The sequence below is a fragment of the Zobellia russellii genome (assembly GCF_044597075.1).
Classification (GTDB): Bacteria; Bacteroidota; Bacteroidia; order Flavobacteriales; family Flavobacteriaceae; genus Zobellia; species Zobellia russellii.
This window is the reverse complement of record NZ_CP139000.1, coordinates 4,248,854-4,274,299: the sequence shown is the minus strand read 5'-3', so window position 1 is coordinate 4,274,299 and position 25,446 is coordinate 4,248,854. Positions and strand designations below refer to the sequence as shown.

11 protein-coding genes are annotated in these 25,446 nt (G+C 41.0%); 1 reads left to right on the top strand and 10 read right to left on the bottom strand.

The annotated features are described in order from the left end of the window. Nucleotides 1-10: 10 nt before the first annotated feature. The 8 genes from SJY45_RS17525 to SJY45_RS17490 all read right to left on the bottom strand — a co-directional run bounded on the left by SJY45_RS17525 (nt 11) and on the right by SJY45_RS17490 (nt 13,799). Entirely contained in the window at nt 11-2,761 is a 2,751-nt protein-coding gene (locus SJY45_RS17525) for a S8 family serine peptidase (protein WP_400072412.1), read from the bottom strand. 24 nt (nt 2,762-2,785) lie between these two features. Continuing rightward, nucleotides 2,786-3,802 (bottom strand): peptidoglycan-binding protein, encoded by a 1,017-nt coding sequence (locus tag SJY45_RS17520; protein ID WP_400072410.1) that lies wholly within the window; start codon nt 3,800-3,802, stop codon nt 2,786-2,788. Nucleotides 3,803-3,845: 43 nt separating this feature from the next. Continuing rightward, nucleotides 3,846-4,601 carry a trypsin-like serine peptidase gene (locus SJY45_RS17515; protein WP_400072408.1) on the bottom strand — a complete coding sequence of 252 codons (756 nt, stop codon included), beginning with the start codon at nt 4,599-4,601 and terminating at the stop codon, nt 3,846-3,848. Nucleotides 4,602-5,030: 429 nt separating this feature from the next. Then, nucleotides 5,031-6,854, bottom strand: coding sequence for a metallophosphoesterase (locus SJY45_RS17510; protein WP_400072406.1), 1,824 nt, complete (start codon nt 6,852-6,854; stop codon nt 5,031-5,033). Between the two features lie 6 nt (nt 6,855-6,860). Further along, the gene (locus tag SJY45_RS17505; protein WP_400072404.1) at nt 6,861-7,931 is read right to left on the bottom strand and encodes a phosphatidylinositol-specific phospholipase C1-like protein; all 1,071 of its coding nucleotides are present in this window, start codon (nt 7,929-7,931) and stop codon (nt 6,861-6,863) included. Between the two features lie 118 nt (nt 7,932-8,049). Further along, a complete protein-coding gene (locus tag SJY45_RS17500; RefSeq protein ID WP_215438305.1) occupies nt 8,050-9,795 on the bottom strand; it encodes a RagB/SusD family nutrient uptake outer membrane protein in 1,746 nt (581 codons plus the stop codon). Between the two features lie 48 nt (nt 9,796-9,843). Next, a complete protein-coding gene (locus tag SJY45_RS17495; RefSeq protein WP_400072402.1) occupies nt 9,844-12,921 on the bottom strand; it encodes a SusC/RagA family TonB-linked outer membrane protein in 3,078 nt (1,025 codons plus the stop codon). Nucleotides 12,922-13,331: 410 nt separating this feature from the next. Continuing rightward, nucleotides 13,332-13,799: an Lrp/AsnC family transcriptional regulator gene (locus SJY45_RS17490; RefSeq protein WP_400072400.1), complete on the bottom strand. Its 468-nt coding sequence runs from the start codon at nt 13,797-13,799 to the stop codon at nt 13,332-13,334. An 87-nt stretch (nt 13,800-13,886) separates the two neighbouring features. Between SJY45_RS17490 and SJY45_RS17485 the strand changes: the two genes are divergently transcribed. Next, complete coding sequence (locus tag SJY45_RS17485) at nt 13,887-14,780, top strand: DMT family transporter (RefSeq protein WP_400072398.1); 894 nt, start codon at nt 13,887-13,889, stop codon at nt 14,778-14,780. 422 nt (nt 14,781-15,202) lie between these two features. Here SJY45_RS17485 and SJY45_RS17480 read toward each other — a convergent pair whose 3' ends face one another. After that, nucleotides 15,203-16,126, bottom strand: a complete 924-nt coding sequence (locus tag SJY45_RS17480; protein ID WP_400072396.1) for a type IX secretion system membrane protein PorP/SprF — start codon at nt 16,124-16,126, stop codon at nt 15,203-15,205. 9 nt (nt 16,127-16,135) lie between these two features. Beyond that, entirely contained in the window at nt 16,136-25,285 is a 9,150-nt protein-coding gene (locus tag SJY45_RS17475; RefSeq protein WP_400072394.1) for a gliding motility-associated C-terminal domain-containing protein, read from the bottom strand. Nucleotides 25,286-25,446: the final 161 nt, after the last annotated feature.

Sequence of the window (25,446 nt, the reverse complement as noted above, 5' to 3'; positions counted from 1 at the left end):
CTTTGTGGTTTTAGTTGAAACTTTCAAAATATACTTTTAACAACTTATCGGTTTGGTCATTATCGAACTGACCATAACTTTCAAACACCTTGTTCACCGGTCTACCGGTCATAGCGGCCACGCTTATTCGTGCTCTTTCGGTCAACGCCTCTCCCACTTGGGTGCTTTCAAAACCAGGAGTTAATTTTCTTCTAGCGGTGTTCCATAGAAAATGAACTGTTTCTCGTACACCTAAATCCCATTCTTTAATATTCTCTTTACCGGCATAAGCGTTAACCAAGGAATCAATATCACTTTGAGTTACTTTTTGATTTAGCAACTTTTTAATATTTAGAATACCGGCTCCAAAACGTTTTTTGTACCATTTAATTTTTTGCTCTGGTACATGTTTTATACAAGCAGAATCTTTTAAATGTTTTCTAAAAAGCTCTACAATACGCCATGGCTCTTTAATACTTTTTAAAGCTTCATAATTTTGTGCTTTCCATAGAGCGGCCGCTGAAGCCACATGTGGTGTAGCATAGCTGGTTCCCGAACCAAAGACCATAATATCTTCGTGTTTTTTGTTTTTGAAAGGAACATACACATCTTCACCGGGTGCAGAAATATCCACCGCCGCACCATAGGACGTATATTTCCACGGATCGTTATTAGGGTTCGATGCAGCCACCGCAATCGTACCCGGATATACTGCCGGAGCAATAACCGACTCTACCATATTACCTGCCGCACAAACCCAAATGATTCCACGTTCATAGGCTGTCTTCGCAATACTATAAATCATAGGGCGAGGATAACTGCCCATACACATAAAAACAACATCCGCTTCCGCGTTAATGGCCTGAGAGACGGCATTAAACAAATTCCGCCCCCTACCAATCAAGATAACCGATTTAGAAATCCGGTACGGAATTACCTTTAGTAATGATTCTTTTTCTGCAACGGCAACTCCCTGATTGCCATCATTATCAATTTTGCCGTTGGGTGTATTCCCCATAATTATACTGGCAGTTCGGGTACCATGACCAGGTTGTTTTAAAATCCCTACGCTCATTTCATCACGTGCATCTTCGCCATCTATAAAATCTTCATCCTGTAGTAAATTGTACCCACCTAAAACCTTGGAATGATCAGTATATCCAGTGTCTAACTGTACCAATCTTATTTTATCGGCATTTGCTTTTAATCTGTCATATTCTTCAACATCTTTAAGGTTGTTAGCATTTGTCGCATTTAGATTCCATTTTCTATATTCGCCACTCTGCCCTTTTGGAATAAACTCCTTTACCAAACTGGCATTCGCCCAGCGGATTTTAAAATCACTTTCACTCTTAGACCAGTCGGCTGTTCCATCATCTAATGACTCTAGACTTTCATTCCCTGACCATCGGCCGTAATGACCTGGTTTTATATCTGTCAACATTTCTAAATCGGGTGTGCAAGTCTCAATTTGTGGTAATCCCTCTAATTCTGCAGCAATTTCCCAAGGGTTCTTATCTGATTCTATATGTATATAATAAAAATCTCTGTGTGCTTTCTCTGTGGACATGGGATAAAGTGGTTCGTTAAGTACCAAGCCGGGAACCAAGTTTTCTGCATTTACCTTCCAATCATCTCGCATATTTTTTACTTGAGATAATTGTACTTCAAAGAACAGGGTTTTGTTATTTGTACTCTCTGATCGATTCATAACATACGGTTTTGACGGTGCGGTTCTATTTTCGGTATGAACAGGAGTTGAATTTGTATTTGCACCTACGATACCCACCAAAGACGACCTGTATTTTTCCATTGTTTTGCTGACGGGAATTTTCGCAATCGTATTCAGAATACTGCTAATGCGAATGCCTTCGTTCCCCATCCAGTCTATCATATTATCCGGGTCTCCGGGCTGTACTACAGAGCCATCTTTTCTCAGCCATTGCCCATGTCTGTTTTTTCTAGGTACGGCACTATGGTGAAGGGCCACTACTTCGCCAGTTCCCAAACCAAGGACCATGCTACCGGACGAACCGGGAAGCGTGTCCGATTCATAAATGAGAAAATCACCCTTGAGTACCAGCATGCGAATGTCTTTCATGACTATTTTCTTATAATCTCCTTTCGGATGCTGTACGATCGCACAGTTTTCGCCATCAATTATCTTACCCAATTTTTTATCCAATCGGGCGACAGGAAAATTACTGATTGGCGTGCCTTCATTAGACACTTTCTCTACAGCAACAATGGTAAAATCCAGGCCACTATAGGGGTCACCGGCATCTTTTTTATAATGCGAAGTCATAAAGAATTCATCCGGCAATAAATTGAAACTTTCAGATTTATTAGGATTGCCAAATTGATCTAACTCGTAGTTGAATTGAATGGTAGAATTTCTTGCCGTCTCCGCCGTGCCTAACACATGGTTATTGGTAAGAATGAGGTTTGGAGCAATCAAAAAACCGGTACCGTAACCTGTGTTGCCCAACCTGGAATTGGTGGTGATCCTACCCACGGCCCGAGACAATTCTACGATACGCTGAATGATACGGATATCCTGAAAATTGGCCTCCCCGTTAATGCGTTCTAATGCCTGAAGTTCCGCTGTTCCTTCTCGCGAAATACGATTGGATAATCGCTCAGTATCGGTTTGAATTTCAGACAGTTCTACTTTCCCCTGGCGTACATGGGTTATATCCGTTTTTATGCGATCTATGTCATTTAAGACACTCGCATAATTTGAATACGATTCTTCAGCTAACTCCCTTAGTTTATCATCCATAATCTACAGCGTTACAAGTGGTTATTAATTGTCAATCAATTCTAAATCCTCTGCATAATTTTCCAATACGGCTTTATTCAACTCATGGGGAGCTCCCATAGTCGCAGATTCCAACTCGGCATAATTCAATTCAAAATTTTGGTATGCGGTATGGAGTCCGTTCAGCATTTCTATAAACTCCGGTTGCGGAAAGCAATCCGTTTTATCGGTTCTCACATTACAGTGTGTCCATATTCCAGGTTCTCCGTTTTGGGCTTCTTCGTTTATATCAAACCAAGAACTATCGTATTTGAGGTTTTTTACGGGAATGTCAAAAATTGTAGCCAGTGTGAGTATCAATCGCTCACATTCCTTGATTTGTTTATCGGTATATTTTTGAAAATATTGATGCCCTCTCCACGGCGTGTTCAACTGACAAACCTCAGATTCTGGCACGGCTATTTTCTTGGAGTTACTCTGAAAATAAAACTGACCATCACTACTTTTTTTCAAATGCCCCAACGAGCATATTTCAATACCGATAGATTTTTGGTTGAGGAGTGTATTGTTTTTTAATTTTGTACCTAAATGATGTGCCCAGAACATTTCATTAAAAGCCCTGTAAGTTACCCCATCAAACATGTCATCACCTTCCAATGACTTTCTACCAATAACAAAAGAGGTGCCTACTCTATTTAAAGTTCCCGGTTTATTATCGTTTTCCCACCAACCAATAGTATAATCGGGTCTGTGCAGTCCTGCCGTATGGTGTAAATAGATGGTGTCCTTCTCCGTGTAATCATGCATCCACTCATCATCTTCAAGAATATAATCTGTAGTGCCCCATCCAAAATCATAGCCAGTAAGCATTAATTTCTGCCAGGTGTTTTTGCCTACAATCCCATCTACACCAAGAAAATTGGCACGTTGAAAGTGTACCACTTTTTCATGTGTAAGCGCATCAAAATCCGAAGAAATTTCCAGTGGATACCCTGACCGTCCCAATAGTTTTTTTAAGAATGAAACGGAGGAATCAAAACTGCCTTTACGCAATGTTTTCATTACTTTTTGTTTTTGAGGTTAGAACTGTGCTATGCATACGATTTTACCAATTGGCAACCCCGTCAATAAATTCTTGATATAAATCCGAGGACTTGTTAGGGCAACCTCCATAATTGTGAATACCTACGCCAATACATCTGTTCCTCAAAAGCGGGCTCCCACTTTGCCCACCGAAAGTATCCGCTTGATATAGAAACCGGCCGTGCTCTTTTACCAAGTTGTCCGACATTTTATATTGAAAAATACCATTGTCCCGATCCGCAGGATACCCACAGATTTCGGCAATATTGGGGTCTTCCATAGCTGGGGTAATAAAACTGTTATGGCATACTGGTCTATCAATCTTAATAGCGCCCATATCATATCTTGGCGAGGCACCATCTATCCATCCTTGAGTAGCCATAAGTTCCGTTGCTTCGTATCTACCGTAGGGTTCTGAATATCCACATTTACCGGGTATAACAATAATTGATGTTTTCCACCCACCTGTGCCTTTATTGTAAACACAATGCCCGGCAGTGTACAAACGGTCTCCCGCTACTAACCAACCAGAACCTACATAATTAAGTCCGTTTTTGGCTTTCATGTACAATTTGCAAATGGCCATATACGGCATTTGCAAGGTTGCCAAAACTTTTTGACGTTGATCAATTCCACAGACGGATTCGTTCGATAAATCTTCGTCACGCTCTATCCATGATTGTAGGGTGATTTCTTTCTCGTTTATTTGCTGATTTTCGTCAACCAGTTTATGAAAAACAAGCTCCTTTTCTAATTCGGTGGTGATTACATCTCCCATGTTTATAAAAATTATTGATAAAAGTTGATTATGATATGCTCAGAGATGAGAACATCAAAAACATTCTATAGTTTTTACAGGGGGGAATTATCCTAAATACCAATTAGAGACTAGGAACAAATGGATACTCTAACTGATATAAATATGTGTGATTTGAACTTTTAAAAGGAAGAATATGATTTCATTTCCCGTTAGTACAGGTCAATAGCCACACATGATCATATATGTAATAAAGTGCAAATAGTAACCTCGCTTCAAGCAAGCCACGTTACTTACATAAATTTAATAATCAAATGTTTACACGGAATTTCAAAATGTATGAATGGTATGAATTTACGTACAAATGGCGAATTTCTCTTAACGAGCTCTTGCTAATTTTAGTGATACTAGAAGGCCTTATTCAAAAAAAATAGAATCTATAATTATGAGTTAATACGGACTCAACTCTCCGGTTCTTACGTTTACACTAAAATTTTCTGAGGGCTCTCCTACCATTTGCTTTTTAAATATTGATGCGAATTGCTTAAGTAAAAGTTGCTCATCATTTTTGTTTTCTTGGGACCATTGGTCCAATAAAAACTCATACGCTTTTAACTGTGTAGCATCAATGTCTCTTTTAGCAAGTTCGTCTCCGTTTCTAAACTTGTAAAAGTCAACAATAAGGTCCATTCCTTGCCAAGATGAGAAATCTTCTATGGTCAATTCTTCTTTTTGAAGCTCGGCTTTAATTTTCTCTTCGGATTTTGAAGCGGTCAAAAGCTCCCAACCATTTCGGTTGAGCAACTGCTGAACGAGTTCTTCCGGCCAATCGCTAGGTAAGAATCGTAGGCGTACCAATTCTTGCAAGTGCGTTTTGGTATAGTCTAAATACGAAGTCGTGGAAAGGATATCCTTTTCCCATACCTCATCGGCAAAATGAGAGGCTAAAAAAACATGTTCCCTTTCATACGCATCAAAGAAGGTATCATACCCTTTTACCTCATTCAGAACCACGGTTTCAACCTCCATATGTTTCGGGTTCTTAATCGTAAGAATTTTATACGCGGGTACGTAGGCCGCCAAAGACGGACTCTGAATGTTCACCAACGTATTTCCCCTTTTTGTAGTGAACACCCCTGTATCGTTCAAATGCATATGACCGCCCATATGCACTTTTAGGCCAATATTGGCAAAGGTCTCCCCTACCAAATCCGACGGAATACGGTGCGCTTGAAAGGCCTTTTCACCAAATAAGGCTGCGATGTCTTTGGAAGCACCATCGTTAAAATCCACCATAGGGTAATGACTATATGCGATAAGGGTTTTTCCCAGTCTGTTTGCTTCTTTGACTACTTTTTCCGTCCAGCGGATAAGATGTTTTTTTTGTTTTAAAACTTCGTTGTAACCAATTCCGGCATTACTAAAACCACCATTTTCTTTTGGAACGTATACATTGGCATCTAAAGCCAATAACCAAAGCCCTTCTACAGGCTCCACCACATAACTTACATCTGGCAGAAGCACCTCAGACGTCTCTAAACGGTATTTTCTACGCGCCAAATCAGAAGCCGTTTTAGCTTTTTCAAAAGTATACTCTTCAACCGAATATTCAGAAAACGGAGTGGACCAAAAAAGATAGTTCTCTTTTGGAAAAAAGCCATGGTTACGCAGCTCTTGCACCATATCTGCATAGCCCCACTCTTGTAAATCGGCCACCACTTGGGTTGGGTTTTGATATTCCTCATTGGCCCTGTATTTTCCCCTCTCACTCATAAGTGGCTGGGCTTTCCCGTTCGCACCTAAAAAATCGGACTTCCCTCCTTCATCACCAAAAGGAGTGGTTGGCTCGTGATTTCCATTAATAAGAAAGAATTCTATATCATATTCGGCAGCGTAGCGGTCCAATATTTTTCTTAGACCTTTTATGTGTAATGGCTGACCATCATCACTAAAATCACCTGGCAAAGCAATGGTTTTGATACCTTTGGCCACCGCATCATCCAAAGCGGCAAAAAAAGCAAAATAGTTCTCGTTGAAAAGTCGGGTAGAATGCAGTTGCGCATTCATAGTTCTCAGTAACAAACTTCGGTTTTGCACACTATCGTAAATACCTTTAAAGTCGCTCTCGTCTAGGTTGGGATAGACATCGGCAAAATGTATATCCGCCATAAAAGCAACTTTAATTTCCTTCTGTGAATTCTCCTTTTGAGATGGCTCTGTTTTGCATCCGCAAAAAGCGAAAACTAACAGGTAGGGCATTACTTTTCTAAACATTCTTTTTTACTCTCGGATTCTTTCGTAACTGTCGTTTTCAAAACTAACTTTAAAATCGGACTTAAAAAGCGTGCTGGGCAAGTAATAATCCGTAGTGATTATTTGTGCACCCGATGCTTTTGCTTTTTCAAACCGATTGTAATCATTATCCCTAGCTTCTTGAGTATTGGCATCTGCACGTGTGCGCACCATGTACCCCAAACTCACCAATTTTTTAATTTGCTCAAAACTCTCAATTGGGTCATTTAGAATCCGAAAAGCAGCAGTTGGGTTTCCTTCTTCTTGATTGACGAACAAAGCAGCTCCCTTTAAATTGGGGTAACTGGACAAATAGGTTTCCATTTTTTTCCCACCTTCATCCAAAACAAATAAAAATCGATTACGTACTTTGCTCAATAACGGCCAACCTTGTTCTAAAACTGCTTCTTCCAAGGTATCAAAACCACCCCGTACCAAATCTGGGGTCACCAACCGTTCTGAGGAAAAAACCGCTAAGATTTCCGCATTCAAATTTTTTAAAGCTTCCACATCAAACGGTAGTGGTTTTCTGGTGTTTGGTATTTCACCATCTTTTGTATTGATAGTTATGATAATAGGGTTGTGCCCTTCATTGGCATCGGACCACGATTTTAGCTCCTCTAAAGCTTCCTTAAACACCAATTGATGGCTTCTAAAGTCAATTTCCTGCACATGAAAAACTTTGAGACCAGGTGTTTGTAGCTTTTTCTCCTCATCAAAAGGCTTTGGTTCGGCACCGGCAGCTTTCACGATTTCCAATCCCTTTGGGTTAGAATAATACCCACCTTCCGGATCATGAAAAACATCTAGTTCCAAACTGCGCAAACCTAATTCTAATTGTTCCGAAAGAGTAATATGCTCATACTCCAATCCGGACATAGCAGGATTCTTTTGCAACAAATACTCAAACAACGGTTTTTCAATGGCCACCTTATAGCTGTTGTGGCTACCAATGACCTGAATATCTGTCATCTTAAGGTTCCCTTTTTGTTCCGGCAATGTTTTTTTTACGAAAAATGCCGTCAATACCAATAAGATTAGAAGGTAAATAGTTTTCATATAGACTGGATTAAGGTGTGATCTCTTTAAATTATTTTTTAAATCTTGAATTTAGTGTGAAAAAAAGCGGCAAGAAAGTTTATTTCTTGCCGCATCTTCTTTATTCTTATAAATGAAATTAATAACCAGGATTTTGCACCAAAAAGCCCTGTTCACTTGAAGCTCCATCCATAGCTTTTTGAGGAATAGGAAACAATCTCTTGTTTACATCGGTATCGGTCTTACCTGTCCAACTATCTTCATATTTACCGAAACGTATTTGGTAATTTCTTCTGAAACCTTCCCAATACAATTCAAATCCGGTTTCACGGAACAAGATATCCAAATCAATGGCATCCAAAGGCTGTGGAATCTGCTCTGGGCGCGCAGTTCTTGATGTTCTTAAAGTATTGATATCCGCCAATGCACCTGCATTATCGCCATTTCTCAATTTTGCTTCGGCACGCATCAAATAAATTTCACCTAAACGAATCAAAACCAAGTCTACGCTACTGTTCGTACAACAGTTTGGTGCGGTATGACTGAACTGGTATTTTGAGAAACGGTAACCTGTGTTGTGCAAACTACCTTCATCAGAAAAATCAACTTCTAGATTATGATCTACATAACGAATGTCCGCACCACTACTTCTTTTGTTGATAACAGGGTAAATTCTTACCGTACCGTCATCACAAGTTAAAACATTGCCACCTTCATCTTTTCTAGGTCCCCAAATAATACCACGGATGATACCACGGTCTACTTCAAAATCTTGTGCTTCCACACAGTAATAGTGCTCAGAATCGTTAGTAGGGTTCACTCCCGTTAAATCTTGAAGTTCCTCTGGAATGATAGTATTCGTTTGCGAGAAACGGGCATCGGCATCCGCTGGATCAACATCGCCGTAAGCATCTACCCATGTTTGATAAAAATCAGAAGTAGCCGCTACCGCATCTGTACCACGTGTACTTGGGAATTCAGGTCTCGGAATCTGATCCCCGGACATTGACCAGTAGGCCCAACGGCTATGCTCCGTTTGTAAAACCCCTCTTTGATCCAGCGCAAAAATAAGCTCAGGATTGGTGTTGTTATCGTCATTGAACAATTCAAAATATTCAGCGGATAACGAATAAGGTCCGGAAATGATATCGCTCGTATACTCAATAACCTTATCCATATCCTCAGTGGTGAAATTTGGTGTTCCGTAAGGGTCGCGATAAACGGCAGCATTCAAATACAAACGGGCCAATAAAGCACTAACGGCATCTTTATTCAAACGGCCTGGGCCTTTTTCCGTACTGATAACATCAACAACGGATAAAAGTTCACCTTCTATATAATCTATAGCATCTTGCCCTCTTAAAATTTCAGAGATTTCCTCTGAACTGGTTTTCTTAAAAACAAGACCCCAATTATCTAAAGTAAGCATGTTTAAATACGCTTTCATGGCAATCATTTCGTACAATGCCGCTTGTGCTTCGGCATCACCAGCTTCCGCTTCTGGACGCAACCTTTCTTCTGCTAAAACCGCTCTGGAAATGGTCAAAGTAATATTTGTCCAAGCATCGGATACCAAGCCATTACCGGGCGTCATAAGGTGTTGGTGAACCGCAATAAATTTACCACCGTCAAACCAATCCGTTCCACCACGATACGGAAGTATACCTTCATCCGAAGCTACTTCCTGCAGTCCAAAATTAACGGTGTGCAACCATACATTTCTAAGCATACCATATACTGGAGCAATGGACCCACTAACGACTTCGGCCTCACCGGTTCCGGTCAACGACTCGTCAAGAATCTCTTCTTCTAAATCCGTACAGCCCAGAAATGGGAGCATCATTATAGCTATCGCCCATATTCTATAAACTATTCTATTTTTCATTTTATTGTGTTTTTCTAAGTGGTATAAAAGTTATCTATTGTATTCCTTTTAGAACGTTACGTTAAGACCTACCATGAACGTTCTTGCCCTTGGATATGTAAAACGATCAATTCCGAAAGTTTGAATTCCGCTATCTGTTGTACCTGTATTTACTTCTGGATCAAACCCTGAATAATTTGTGATTACAAAAAGGTTTTGACCGGTAACCGAAAAACGGATATTCTGTACGGCATCTCCAAATCCGATTTTATCCGGATTAAGATTGTAGCCCAAAGTCGCATTGTTCAACCTTAAGAAGGAACCATCCTCCAAGTAACGTGTAGATACAGTATTAGAGTTATTAGGAGACTCACTTGGAAACTCCGTAGCAAAATCAGTACTGTTATTGGATCTAGACAATTGTGCCTTGCTAAAAAGGGTCATAGTGGTATGATTGTAAATCTCGTTACCGGAAACCCCGTTAAAATTCAAACCAAGGTCTAGTTCTTTATACTTAAAGTTCATGTAAAAAGCATAGATTAAATCAGGAATAGCACTACCTACAACACTACGGTCATCATCTAAAACTTCTCCATCTCCATTGATGTCTTTAAACTTGTTTAGACCATCTTCCCCAATACCATCAAATGTTAACATGTAGAAAGCACCAATAGACTCATTGTTGATGTAACCGTTAATGGTAGCATCCGTTTGACCAGAACCTTGAGCGGCGCCCGTGGTCAATACCGAATATGGTGAATCTTTTACCTCATTTTGAATGTAGGTAATGTTACCTCCAATGTTATACGAGAAATCTCGTGTAGCATCACTATTGTAATCCAAGCCAAATTCTATACCTGAGTTGTGGATTTCCATATCCTTAATATTGCTCCAATAGGTAGATGTAGGTTCTACCGGGTCTGCAGGAACAACTTCCAACAAAATATTGGTAGACTTTTTATTGAAGTAATCCAAGGTACCGGTCAATCGATAATTGAAAAGTGCAAAATCTATACCCAAATCTATTTGAGTAGAAACCTCCCATTGTAAATCTGGATTAGCCAAACGTGTAAATACAATTCCGTATGGATACCCATCTATAGAAGTGGCATCGGTATCGATTGGATAAGTGCTTAAACTCTCGCCACCCGTTACCAATCTATCTTCTGCAAAACTGGCTTTTGTAATTTTTGAAGGAATTTCTTGGTTACCCGTTTTACCCCAACTAGCACGAATTTTTAAATTATCGAACATTGAGTTAGCCATAAAAGCTTCATTGCTAATATTCCAACCCAGAGCAAATGATGGAAAATATCCGTACTTGTTGTTCTCTCCAAATTTTGAAGAACCATCCGCACGAAAAGTAGCCGTAGCTAAATACCTATCATCATAGGTGTAGTTCAACCTTCCGAAATAAGACTGCAATTCATTTTTTTCAGCTGCAGAACTTACTGAGGTAGGGTATTCATCCGTACTTGTCTGATCTTGGTATTTAGGTTCTATATTGTTATTCGCAAAACCTCTATATGAAAATGTTCTAGTCTCATCTTCGAACTTCTGGTATGAATGCCCCGCTAGAACAATTAGGTTGTGCACATCATTTTCCCAAGTGTAAGTAAGTGTATTTTCAACCAGTTGATTGGTATTGGTACTGATTTCACTTTCCAGCGACCCGTCCGAAACATTAGACTCGTTCACAACAGATGGAAATGGCCTATATTGTTTGTCTCTATTAGTAGCGGAGTAATCAACGCCAAGGTTTAGTTTGTACACAAAGCCATCTACTAGAGTTACAGATGGAGAAATACTTGCTAAAATACGGTTGTTCACAGAAGTATCGCTATAAAGTTCATAACGCGCAACTGGATTCAAAGCGTTGGTGTTCAACAAGGTTGGTTCACCGTTGGTGTATGGGGCAATGGTTGGGTTTAAGCTCAACATATCGCTAATGGTAGAATTGATATCCGGCCTCAAGTTTTCGGTGTGGGATGCGGTAATATTATAATCTACGTTTAACCGACCACCAAATGCTTTTTGATTCATGTTCAGTTTTCCCGAGTATCTTTTTAAATCACTGTTTTTCAAAATACCTTCTTGATCTTGATACCCTGCGGATGCGAAATATGAAAACTTCTCACTTGTAGCTCCGCTCATTGAAAAGTTCACGTTTTGCGAAAGTCCGGTTTGGGTCAATTCATCTTGCCAATCGGTGTTCGCTCCAAAATCTTCAAGCGTTCCGCCAGCGGCAACCACCTCTCTCCTAAAATCATCGGCACCAAAAACATCTATCGTATTTGCCATAGAAGACATTGCCGAAGACACAGAAAAGTTTATTTCGGTTTTCCCTGATTTTCCTCTTTTGGTCGTAATAACCACAACCCCATTTGAAGCTCTTGAACCATAAACTGCAGTGGCACTGGCATCCTTTAAAACATCGATACTTTCAATATCATTGGGATTCAAAAAATTCAATGGGTTGGTGGCAACACCTGTAGAGGAATTATCCAATAAAAACCCATCTACAACATACAATGGCTGCGTACCTGATCGTAAACTCCCAATACCCCTAATAATGACATTTTGAGAAGCACCAGGCTCACCACTTGTGGCAGCAATATTTACACCAGCCATTTTACCTTGTAAAAGTTCGCCCGGATTGGCAACTACACCTTGGTTAAAATCTTCACTTTTTACGGAAGCGATGGCACCTGTAATATCCGACCTCTTTTGTGTACCGTAACCTACTACCACCACATCTTCTAATTGTGTAGCATCTGGATCAAGTTGTACGTTTAAATTAGATTGGCCGTTTACGGATACCTCTTTAGTTGAATATCCTAAATAAGAAACAACAAGCACGGCATTTTGAGAAGCGTTGATGGTATAGTTACCATCAAAATCGGTAGTAGTTCCGTTGGTAGTACCTTTTTCAAGTACGGTCGCACCCGGTAACGGTGTCCCAGTTTCGTCTGTAATAACACCGGAAATAGCTTGTTGTAGAGGCTCTAAGCTATTGTTAGTTGAAACTACCGTAATTTCTTTACTTTTAATAGCTAACGAATCGGATGGACTGGTACTGAACCCCGCCCACGTTACGAACCATACCGAAGCACAGACGATTTTTGAAAATCGAATTTTTAAATACATAAATTAAAGTGTTGAATTATTTAGATTGCTCTACATTTCAGAGCCTAGTTTAATAGGTCCTTTCTTGGCGCAAAACTATTTTATTTGAAGACCGGTATTGTTAAGACACCTTTAGGAATATATTAACTACCCTCTAACGTTTTGACTTAATGTTAGCAGATTGTTACCTTTTTTGTAGGACTTACTAAAGCGAATAAATTGCGTAGTCTTTGTTAAATACATAAAGTTGAAATATCCTACGGTTTTTTTCTGAAGTAAATACAAACCTAGCTATCACTATCAGGAGAAGATTTGGTTTTTTTAAAGTCTTTAAAAGTGGTTCCTTTTATAATTTTGGAGATTGATGTTTATCGGAAATGGCAAATGGTTTAAATAATGAAGCGTTAAAAACCCATCCTACTGGAAATAGATCAAACCAATTTAGTATCCAAAGGTATTTTCAAAGAACTTTTAATGGTATCCATAACAACAATGGTACGGAAGCGCCTAATATTCTCATTTTCAAGAAAGATTCTTCTAGTGAGCATCTCGTACGCTTTCATAGAGGGAACAACAATAATCAAGAAAAAATCTGACTCCCCACTTACGTAAAAACACTGTTGCACCTCTAGAACAGCTTCTAATTCTTTTCTAACCGCTTCGGTAGTTCCTTTGTTCTCTCGATCTAAGAAAACCTCAACAAGAATGGTAACATAGGTCCCTAAAGCGTCTTGATCAATAACGGAAACATCATTTTTAATGACTCCTGTTTCCCTCATTCTTTTCATACGTCTTTGTACCGCAGGGGCCGACAGACCTATAGCGTGACCTATATCACGCTGTGGGGTTAGATTATTCTTCTGTAAAATCTTTAAAATATTAATATCCAAGTTATCCATAGACGAAACAAAATTGCAAATAATCACTTAAATATAATAAAATACTCCCCATCATTTGCAATAAATTTGCATCCTAAACTAAAAAGCATGAACGGAAAAGGATTTTTATTGGGTATTACTGCAGCATTTTTTTGGGGCATTACCGGAGCTGTTGGTCAGTTTTTATTTCAAGAGAAAGATATTAATCTAGAATGGTTAATAACTGTACGCCTTTTGGTTTCCGGTATATTACTTTTAGCCATAGCCCTCTTTAAAAAAGAAAACATTTTCTCAATTTGGAAAAATCGGAAATATGCACTACAACTAATTATATTTAGCTTTTTTGGGGTATTGGGGGTTCAGTACACCTACTTTGCAGCTATTAAACATTCTAATGCGGCTACTGCCACCATATTACAGTATTTAGCACCCATTATTATAGCCATCTATTTTGTAATCCGAAATAAAAAAGCACCGCTTAAGAATGAAATCATAGCTATTCTTTTAGCCATGAACGGTGTATTCTTAGTCGTCACCCATGGTAATGTTTCTAGTTTGACCATAACGCCATTAGCCTTATTATTAGGTATCTCTTCTGCCATAACTTTGGCCATTTATACTGTTCAACCCAAGGAGTTGTTGGAAAAATATAATGGTACCGTTGTTATTGGATGGGGAATGCTGGTTGGTGGAATCATTTTTAGTTTTGTAAAAGCACCATGGCAATTAGAACACACCATTGATATGGAAGAATTTTACGGAATAGTTTTTATTATTCTATTTGGGTCGTTTGCCGCTTTTTATTTATACCTGAGCTCAACCAAGTTAATCGGAGCCCAAAAAACAAGTTTATTAGCCTCTGCCGAACCACTAATTGTTGTACTACTAGCTATTACTTGGTTAGGAACGGACTTTTTACTGATTGATATGATAGGAGGTATTTGTATTGTTTTCACAATTCTTATTCTATCCAAAAAGGATAAAAAGCCACAGCTGAAATAAGCGACCGTACGGAAAACAAAGTAAGAAGAACACAAGATTATTTGATTACCCAATAACCAATTTGGTTTGGAGTAAAATTGAAAATTAAATCAATAAAATATATCTACAGCGGTATTTCATGATTCAATACCCGGGTAATGAAAAAGACGGTCAATGAGATGACCAGGCATACTATTCCCGCTAAAATATCTTCATTCGCAACGCCACGTATCAACTTTGTATACAATGCTTTCATACTACATAACTTTCTACAAAGTTCTTTCTAATTAATTGCGTACAGGCAGAAAATCGATAAACGGGGCGTGTAAGGGGTTAAGGTTTACCACCCATTTACATTATCTAAAATTATGTGCTTTGTATCGACTTTATTGTTTTTAAAAGTTAGAACCACAAAACAAGGTAGCTAACATCTACATATAGCCTTAGAAGAAACGAGGTGACTTTAATCGGTTCAATCGAGAAATCCATTGGTAACGCAGGAATATTTCGTGTGTACCCGTATTGTAATTCCCCAGACCACTAGTGGTGTAATCGTACGCGTAACCAATGTTGAACTGTGGCGAAATCTGTAAACCGAAAACACCGGCCAGAGAGTCGTCCCATCTATAGTTGACCCCTAAAGTGAATTTTTCGTAGAACATAAAATTCGCAGATACATCTACCGAAACTGGCGCTCCTATTACCTGTTTTACGAAGAAAGAAGGCTTGAATTTTATTTGATCGTTCAAATCCATCACATAGCCTCCAATGAAGTTAAAATGAACCTCTTCATCAGTGGTCTGCTCAATTTCATTATCGTAATGCTCCGAAGGAAATAGATTCGGTACCGAAAAACCAAAATAGGCCTTTTCGCTATAATAGAATGCACCGACACCAATAGACGGAAACAATTTACCTTTTATATTTTCATTAAATTGAACATCATCTGCATCTCTTCGTATACCACGGGAAAAGTCCAAATTAAATACCCGAACTCCCGCTTTCAGTCCTAATCCGAGTCGGTCACCCCTTTGGTTGATTACCAATTGGTGGGCATAGTTACCATCTACATACGTTTCCGTAGCTGGCCCCAATTCATCTTGAATCAAAGAAAGGCCCAATCCGTCAAACTTTCCCACAGGGGTATCCATACCAAAGGTTATGGTTTTAGGCGCACCTTCAATACCTGCCCATTGGGTTCTGTACAAAGTCAACAAGGTCAAATGCCCCCTTGAACCTGCATAACCCGCATTTACACTCAGCGGATTGTATTGGTATTGCGTATACTGCGGATCTTGCTGACCCCAAACGCAACCCGTAACGAACCACAGGCAAATGCATATTTTAAATAAATGATTTACTTTCATTTTGTCTTTTTATCTACTGATATATAACCAACCTGATTTTGGTGATGTTGTGCCGTCACCCAGTTCTAAGGTGTAATAATACGTTCCTACAGGAAGCTGATCCGAATCTCCTAATTTTGCTCTGTCCAATGACCTTCCATCCCAGGTATTGTCGTAACCTATTGTGGTGAAGACCATGGTTCCCCATCGGTTATAGACCGTTAGCACGTTATCCGGATATTCTTCTATGCATTCGATAAAGAAAATATCGTTGGCACCATCACCGTTAGGTGAAAATTCATTGTACACCGTTAAACAGCTGGATTGGGTTACATTTGGCGTAGCCTCTGCCCTATCGTTATCCATGTTTAAATCGATTTGATCTACGTAAATCAATTCGGCCACATTGGTATAATCATCAACATCCGTAACCGTTACCGTCATTTCTAAATTCGCTTCAGTATCCACAGGCAAGGAAGGAATTTCCCAAGTGGACGTGGTTTCGTTATACGCACCGTAATCCGCCGTATGGCTCACTAAAACATATCCAGAAGGCAAGACATCTTCAATACCAATGTTCGTAGCTTCGTATGCATCATTATTGCCTACAATCACTCTAAACACTACCGTATCACCATAGAACGTCTGCGACTTGTCTACCATTTTACTGATTTCCAAATCTACACTAGGTGCATTTATGATGTGTAAAACCTCATCGTCTTCGCTTTGGTCGCCATCATCATTATTCGGACTAGAATCAGGATCAAACTGGTCCATTGCCGTAATCTGTGCAGTATTGTCATATTCACCAATTGCATTTGTTGGTGCATTCAAGGTTACTTCATAACTCACGGTTTGGCTTCCGACACCTACTGTGGCCATAGACCAAGTGATGGTATTTCCGGAAACAACGCCTCCATTATTTACCGTACCCAAGGTATAACCGATTGGCAGCACATCTTCTACCGATACGTTGGTTGCGATACCCGGACCGTCATTGGTAACCGTCACTTCAAAAGTTACCGTATCACCTGCATTTGGTGTTGGATTGGATGCCGCGCTCAAATTTTTAGATAGACTTAAGTCTGCTGGAATCAATACAATTTCAGCATTGTCCTCGTCATCTTCGCTTTGATCGCCATCGTCATTATTCGGACTAGAATCCGGGTCCAATTGGTCAACTGCCGTAACTTGAACCGTGTTGAAATACTCACCATCAGTATTTGTAGGCACGTTGATAGTTACCTCAAAAGTTATTGTTTGGCTCGTACCGCCAAGTACCGTAAGTCCGTTCCAGCTGATAGTATTTCCGGTTTGGGTTCCGCCATCGTTAATAGTCGTTACCGTAAATCCGGTAGGTACATAATTTTCAAGTGCAATACCCGTGGCATCATCCGTACTGTTATTAATAATCTCAATGGAGAACGTTAATGTATCACCCGGGTTACCCGAATCCGGGTTCACCGTATTTACGATTTCCAAATCCGAAGACTGCAGTCGCATAGAAACGGCATCCTCATCATCTTCACTCTGATCACCATCCTCATTATTAGGCACAGAATCTGAATCATACTGATCAACGGTGGTTACCTGAACCGTGTTTAAATATTCATCTGCTACGTTCGTGGGATTATTTACGGTCGCATCATAAGTCAATGTTGTCGTTGTTCCATTCGGAATGGTCAACCCTGACCAAGTGATGGTATTTCCGCTTTGCGTACCGGCATCGTTCACCGTAGTTATCGTAAAGCCGACAGGAACAATATTTTCTAGGAATACGTTCGTAGCATCATCCGGACCGTTATTTTGAACGGTTACCGTCAGCACCACTATATCACCAGGATTTCCGCTAGGCTGAGAAATGGTATTCGTTACTTCTAGATCCGCCACTTGTGGAATTACCTCAGCAGAAGCTTCGTCATCTTCACTTTGGTCGCCATCATCATTATTCGGAGCGGAATCGGAATCATAATTCGTAGCCGAAATCACCTGCGCAATATTCAAAAATTCGTTCGGTGTAGCTGTTGGAGCATTTACCGTTGCAGAAATATCGATAGCAACTGAATTCCCATTGGTCAATGCAGGCAAAGTCCAATCTCCCGAAACCGCATTATAGGTTCCATTACCAGCGCCACTAGTATCACCTGTGATGGTATATCCCGTAGGAAGTAGATCATTTATAACTGTTCCTCCAATATCATCACTAGGACCGTCGTTATAGGCCGTTAAAGTAAAGGTTACCGTATCGCCCACATTAGGCGCTGCATCATCTACAATTTTTTCAATTCGAATATCAGAAGTTGCATTCACAGTAATCGTAACGCTATCTGTATTTTCACAAGTATTACCATCCGTACCGATTACGGTATATGTTGTTGTTACTAGCGGATAGACCGTATCTCCATCAGTTACGCCATTATCCCACACATATGAAGTAGCTCCAGAGCCTGTTAGAGTTACCGGTTCTCCTGCATTTATGGTTGTGGTAGTGGCATTCGCAACCACATTTGGCAACGGATAGATCGTTAAAGTAACCGCTGTTCTATTGAAACTTGTACAAGACGAAGTATCATCACTGCTTTCTGCATAATAGGTTACGTTACCCACGGTATCAAGAATTGGGTTGGCAACTACATTTCCACCAGTTGCGGCATCATACCAAACTATACTTGCTCCCGCAGGCGCCGTTGCCGCAGCGGTCAACGTTTGTGTTGGGTTGGCATCACATTCTACCTGATCACCACCGCTAATCGGGTCGGCCGGAGTTGCATCTATCGTAAGTGTAACAGCCGTTCTGGTGCTACTGATACAGTTCGTCACATTCTCTACACTTTCCGCATAGAAAATAGCTGTTCCCACAGTAGATAAAGATGGGTCGGCAACCACACTACCGCCTGTTGGCGCATCATACCAAACTATGGTTGCATCTGCAGGTGGCGTAGCCGTAGCAGTCAACGTTTGAATAGGGTTTTGCTCACATTCCGTTTGGTCACCTCCACTTGTTGGCGCATCTACAACCGGACAACTACAATCCGGAGCCGTAATAGCCAAAGTCTGTGTACAGGCATTTGGTGCCGTAACCGTTAACGTAATATTGTTTCCGGCAGGAACTCCTGAAATCGTCCAGTTATTTCCACCATTATCTACTACTGTACCCTCTGTAGAAGTTACCGTTCCTTGGCTCACATCAACAGAAACCGAATAAGTCAATAAGTCCGGCGCACAAGCCGCCGCCGTTGCAATAGAAATATCTGGTGTATCTTGAATCGTTAAGTTTACCGGAGTTCTGGTAAAACTGGTACAAGAAGTTGAATTGTTTTCACTCTCCGCAAAGTACGTAACAGAACCAACCGTATTCAATGTTGGGCTGGCCACAACGTTTCCGCCAGTCGCCGCATCGTACCAAACCACGCTTGAACCTGCAGGTGCAGTTGCCGTAGCAGTCAATGTTTGAATTGGGCTTTGCTCACATTCCGTTTGGTCTCCTCCGCTAACGGGTACACTTGGTGCAGCCTCAATAGTTAGCGAAACGGCAGTTCTCGTTAAACTCGTACATGAAGTCGTACTATTTTCGCTTTGTGCAAAGTACGTTGAAGTTCCTACAGTGTTACGGGTTGGGCTAGCAACGATATTTCCACCTGAAGGGGCATCGTACCAAACTACCGTTGAACCTGATGGCACAGTTGCCGTAGCGGTCAAAGTTTGAATCGGGTTTTGCTCACATTCCGTTTGGTCACCTCCGCTTGTTGGTGCAGTTGGTGCCGCATCAATAGTTAAAACAATTGCCGTTCTGGTGCTACTCACACAGTTGGTCACGTTATCACGGCTCTCCGCATAATACGTTACCGACCCTGTTATATTTAAAGAAGGGTCCGCAATTACACTGCCACCAGTTGGCGCATCATACCAAACTACAGTAGCATCTGCAGGTGGTGTTGCGGTAGCCGTTAATGTTTGAATAGGATTTTGCTCACATTCCGTTTGGTCACCTCCACTTGTTGGAGCTGCCACCACTGGACAACTACAGTCCGGAGCCGTAATATCTAAAGTTCGTGTACATGCATTTGCTGCCGTAACCGTCAACGTAATATCAGTTCCGGAAGTGATATCCAAAATGGTCCAGTTATTCCCTCCGTTATCTACTACCGTACCTTCGGTAGAAGTCACTGTGCCCTCGCTCACATCAACAGAAACCGAATAGGTCAATAAATCGGCAGCACAGGTTGCCGCAGTTGAAACCGAAATATCCGGTGTATCTTGAATGGTCAAACTTACTGGTATTCTAGTGAAACTTGCACAAGAACTTGAGTTGTTGCTACTTTCCGCAAAATAGGTTACCGTACCAACCGCATTTAAAGTTGGACTAGCAACTACGTTTCCACCAGTTGCAGCGTCATACCAAACCACACTTGAACCTGCAGGTGCAGTTGCCGTAGCGATCAAAGTTTGAATAGGTGTAGCCTCACATTCCGTTTGGTCACCCCCACTTGTTGGTGCATTTGGTGTTTCATTTATTGTCAAAACCACAGCGGTACGTGTAGCACTCACACAATTGGTTACGTTTTGTACGCTTTCCGCATAATAGGTTATTGTACCTACTGTATTTCTTGTTGGACTTCCTACCACGTTTCCACCCGTTGGCGCATCGTACCAAACTACAGTTGCATTAGCAGGTGGTGTTGCGGTAGCCGTTAATGTTTGAATCGGATTTTGCTCACATTCCGTTTGGTCTCCTCCACTTGTTGGGGCAGCTACTACCGGGCAGCTACAATTTGGTGCTGTAATGGTTATAGATTCCGAACAAGAATTTGCCGCTGTTGTGGTTACCGTGATATTGTTTCCTGCAGGGATATTGGAGATTGTCCAGTTGTTACCTCCGTTATCCGTTACCGTTCCTTCTGTGGATGTTACGGTTCCGTTACTCACATCTACGGATACCGAATAAGTTGAAAGGTCTGCGGAACAAGTAGCACCTCCAGTGCTTTCTGTAATGGTAGGCGTATCTTGAATAGTAAGTACCACAGCTGTTCTGTTGTCACTCACACAAGATGTTGTATTATTTTCACTCTCCGCATAATACGTTACCGTTCCTACGGAATTTAGAGTTGGACTAGCAACTACAGTTCCACCCGTAGCAGCAGTATACCAAACTACACTAGACCCAGCTGGTGCCGTGGCTGTTGCCGTTAAAGTTTGAATAGGTGTTGCTTCACATTCCGTTTGGTTGCCTCCACTTGTTGGTGCAACTGGATTCGGTTCAATTGTTAAGCTGACCGCTGTTCGCACATGGCTAACACAACTGGTGCTAATATTTTCACTTTCCGCATAATATGTTACCGTACCCACAGCATTTAAAGTTGGGCTTGCAACTATGTTTCCACCAGTTGCAGCATCGTACCAAGTAATGGAAGTTCCTGGTGCACTTGAAGCAGTTGCAGTAAGTGTTTGGGTTGGTGTTACCTCACATTCCGTTTGATCACCTCCACTTGTTGGTGCCGCAGGAGCCGCTTGAATCGTTAGGTTTATAGCCGTTCTTGTTGTACTTGTACATCCATTTACATCATCAACACTTTCAGCATAATAGGTAGTTGAACCAACCGTACTCCATGTGGGGCTTGCTACTACGTTTCCGTTAGAAGCAGCATCATACCACACTACACTTGCACCTGTAGGAGCTGTTGCCGTAGCCGTTAATGTCTGAATTGGATTTTGCTCACATTCCGTTTGGTCACCTCCACTTGTTGGAGCGTTTACTGTTGGGCAAGCACAATTAGGTGCATTGATGTTGATAACATCCGTACACGAATTTGCATCCGTTACGGTCACTGTTATATTATTTCCGGAAGGTATAGCTGAAATCGTCCAGTTATTTCCTCCGTTATCGGTTACCGTTCCTTCACTTGAAGTTACCGTACCTCTATCCACATCTACAGAAACCGAATACGTAGATAGGTCTGCAGAACAGGTTTGCGAACTAGGCGTAACCGAAATGGTTGGATTGGGATGCATTGTTAAGGTTACCGCTGTTCTTGTTTCGCTCACACAACCACTACTTGTAGTTCTACTTTCCGCGTAATAAGTTACAGTTCCGACAGCATTTAAAGTTGGGCTTACCGCACTACCACCTGTAGCGGCTGTATACCACATGACCGTGGCACCTGCAGGTGCAGTTGCTGTAGCTGTCATGGTTTGCGTAGGATTCACTTCACATTCTACCTGGTCACCACCACTTGCTGGAGCAGCCGGAATAGCATCAATTGTCAACGTTACCGCTGTTCTTGAAAGTGAAATACAATTTGTAGTATTGTTTTGACTTTCGGCGTAATAGGTAACCGAACCGACCGAACTCCATTCTGGACTAGCCACAACATTACCCGCAGTAGGAGCATCATACCAAGTCAATGTAAAACCTGAAGGTACCGTTGCCGTTGCGGTTAAAGTTTGAATAGGATTTTGCTCACATTCCGTTTGGTCACCTCCACTTGTTGGTGGAGCTGGCGCAGGTTGAATAGTAAGAGAAACAGCTGTTCGTGTTAAACTAGGACAACCTGTACTATTATCTTGACTTTCAGCATAAAAAATTTCAGTTCCGACAGAACTCCAATCCGGATTGGCGACTACGTTACCACCGGAAGCCGCATCATACCATACTAAAGTTGAACCAGCCGGTGCAGTTGCGGTAGCCGTTAACGTTTGAATAGGGTTTTCTTCACATTCTGTTTGGTCACCACCACTTGTTGGTGCTACGGGTGCAGGTTGAATAGTTAAGGTTACTGCAGTTCTACCCACACTTGGGCATCCGTTTACGGTATCATTACTTTCCGCATAATAGGTTATCGTTCCTACTGTATTTAAAGTCGGGCTTGCTACAACATTTCCGCCAGTTAAAGCATCGTACCATATGATGCTTGCCCCTGATGGAGGTATTGCCGTAGCGGTCAAAGTTTGTATCGGGTCTTCTTCACATTCCGTTTGGTCGCCTCCACTTGTCGGAACTGGCGGAGCTGTATTTACCGTTAAAACCGCCTCGTCTGAGGTAGCATCCGAACAGCTTGCAGCTGGACTTGTGGCTATTGCACGATATCTATTACCGCTCATGGTGAGGGTTACATTCGTTACGGTAAGTGTGTTTGTAGTTACTCCACTATGTGGTGCTGTATTGTTTAAATCATTCCAATTAGTGCCATCAAAAAGCTGCCATTGAATAACACCTGACCCAGAAGCCGCTACGTTAAAAGTAACTGTACCGCCTTCACAAACAGCTTCATTTGTAGGCTGCGTGGTTATGGTAGGTGCATCATACACATTGACATTTAATCTTGTTCTTCCTCCTTCACAAGTAGCACTTCCGTTTACACTTGATTGTGTTACCCAAAAAGATTGTTGTCCCGCTGTTGACGTATCAGGAGTAGTCGTTCCTGGAATTTCGTTACCACCCGTTGCCGCATCGTACCATCTTAAATTCGTTCCGGTTGCATGCGAGTCTAATTGTGCGGAAGCATCACCGATACAATAATCAACTGGTGAATTCACCGTGGGTGCCATTGGTATGGCATAAACTATTACATCTATTTGCGTTCGTTCACTTTCACATGTGGTAGAATCATCTATTTGACTTACATAATAAGAAGTAGTTCCTGCAACGGCAGTACTTGGTGTTGGCGCTGTTGCACTAGCTGTTCCCCCTGTTGCTACCGTGTACCATTGTAAGGTATGATTTGAAAGCGCCGTTGCCACCAATGGTGTTGCGGTTTCCCCTACACAATATTCTATAGGGCTATCCGCTGCTGGTGGAGCGGGTCTTGGTATTTGGTAAAGATCTATTGATAAGAAATTTTCACTAGTACACCCATTAGAATTTTGGGAATACACCGTATAATTTCTAAAAAAATCAGTAGAAGCTGGTGCTGTGTAGGTCGTAACACCATTCGCTACCAAATTTCCATTCGCGTCATACCAATTAGCTGTTTCACCACCCGCAACATCTACAGTTACAGACATCTCAGGAGGAGTATCTCCTTCGCAATATATGTATTCCGTTGAACCTGATGGTGGGTCTACATCATTCTCTACAGTGATATTAAAAGACCTTTCTGAAAAATTACCAGAAGCATCTCTTACAGTATATCTAATAGTAGTAGTACCAATATCAAATTGATCACCGCTATTAAGTCCGGTTCCATCCGTTCTGAAAATTACATAATCTGCTAATTCGCAACTCGTATCATTAATATTTGTAACAACGGTTCCAGGAATCAACAAATCATCTAAATAAGCTTCCATACCAGAGTTGAACAATGAGGAAGATGAATATCTAATCCTTAATTGATAATTTCCGATTAAGTTAAAAGGAATAATTTCTTGTTGAACCCCTGTTGTCGTGTAAGTCTTACTAAAAAAATTAGTAGTAACCGTATTTCCATCCTCATCCAATATATCCAAATGAATAGAAGGAGAGTTCGTGACTGCAGATATACTATGAGAAAAAGTAATTTCTCCAAAGCCATTGAAGTAAAAAACCGGCGTTGTCATTGAACTTGCAAAAAAGGCATTACTAGATATTCCAGTGGAAACTAGATTACGGGAACCATTTATTTGGCCGCCATTAGTAATGGATGAACGCACAAACGTATAACATTGGTTAATAGCCGCTTCAAAATCCTGAAGTACGGGAGCTTCTCCTTCTCCAGGAGGACAGTTATCCGAAGCCGTTGGTTCTGCCCAAGTATGTGGGGCAGTACATGTGTTAGGGTCTGCGGTTAAAGTTACATCAGTAGGGAAAGTATCAAAAACGGGATCTTGGTTATCATCTACCATTACATTAAAAGAACAAGTAGAAACATTCCCTCCCGCATCTTCGGCCCTATAAATAACAGCAGTAGTTCCCGGCAGAAAAGAATCTCCCGGACTATAATTGCTGGTAACGCTCACTGCATCTGCAGAAGCTGTGGGGGGTGTCCATGTTACTACAGCGCTACACTCATCGGTTGTATAGGTTACTACAACATCAGAAGGCGGACAATTAGAAAACGTTGGAGGTGCATCGACTGAAACTTCATTAGGAAAAAAAGCTTCGGTATCGGGAACGGGAATTTTCTCTACAAATTCAATATTCGTAGAAAAACTTGATAAGCTTGCCAGAAGCAAGATAGCAAAGAACACTTTTGGTAGGTTTCGCATAATTTATGTAAAACTTCAAGACATGCCCTAGATTTTATTCAATCTTGAGCATATGTAGTTATACATAACGCAAATTCCGCATCCTAATATTTGTAAATGCCAAAATTGTTGTGAATAATTAACAATTTGTTGTGTGCATGACTTTTAACAAGGTTATATTA

What these genes read in the sequence shown, in the direction of transcription:
- SJY45_RS17525 (WP_400072412.1), bottom strand. Translation starts at nt 2,761, where the DNA reads ATGGATGATAAACTAAGGGAGTTAGCTGAAGAATCGTATTCAAATTAT.
- SJY45_RS17520 (WP_400072410.1), bottom strand. Translation starts at nt 3,802, where the DNA reads ATGAAAACATTGCGTAAAGGCAGTTTTGATTCCTCCGTTTCATTCTTA.
- SJY45_RS17515 (WP_400072408.1), bottom strand. Translation starts at nt 4,601, where the DNA reads ATGGGAGATGTAATCACCACCGAATTAGAAAAGGAGCTTGTTTTTCAT.
- SJY45_RS17510 (WP_400072406.1), bottom strand. Translation starts at nt 6,854, where the DNA reads ATGTTTAGAAAAGTAATGCCCTACCTGTTAGTTTTCGCTTTTTGCGGA.
- SJY45_RS17505 (WP_400072404.1), bottom strand. Translation starts at nt 7,931, where the DNA reads ATGAAAACTATTTACCTTCTAATCTTATTGGTATTGACGGCATTTTTC.
- SJY45_RS17500 (WP_215438305.1), bottom strand. Translation starts at nt 9,795, where the DNA reads ATGAAAAATAGAATAGTTTATAGAATATGGGCGATAGCTATAATGATG.
- SJY45_RS17495 (WP_400072402.1), bottom strand. Translation starts at nt 12,921, where the DNA reads ATGTATTTAAAAATTCGATTTTCAAAAATCGTCTGTGCTTCGGTATGG.
- SJY45_RS17490 (WP_400072400.1), bottom strand. Translation starts at nt 13,799, where the DNA reads ATGGATAACTTGGATATTAATATTTTAAAGATTTTACAGAAGAATAAT.
- SJY45_RS17485 (WP_400072398.1), top strand. Translation starts at nt 13,887, where the DNA reads ATGAACGGAAAAGGATTTTTATTGGGTATTACTGCAGCATTTTTTTGG.
- SJY45_RS17480 (WP_400072396.1), bottom strand. Translation starts at nt 16,126, where the DNA reads ATGAAAGTAAATCATTTATTTAAAATATGCATTTGCCTGTGGTTCGTT.
- SJY45_RS17475 (WP_400072394.1), bottom strand. Translation starts at nt 25,285, where the DNA reads ATGCGAAACCTACCAAAAGTGTTCTTTGCTATCTTGCTTCTGGCAAGC.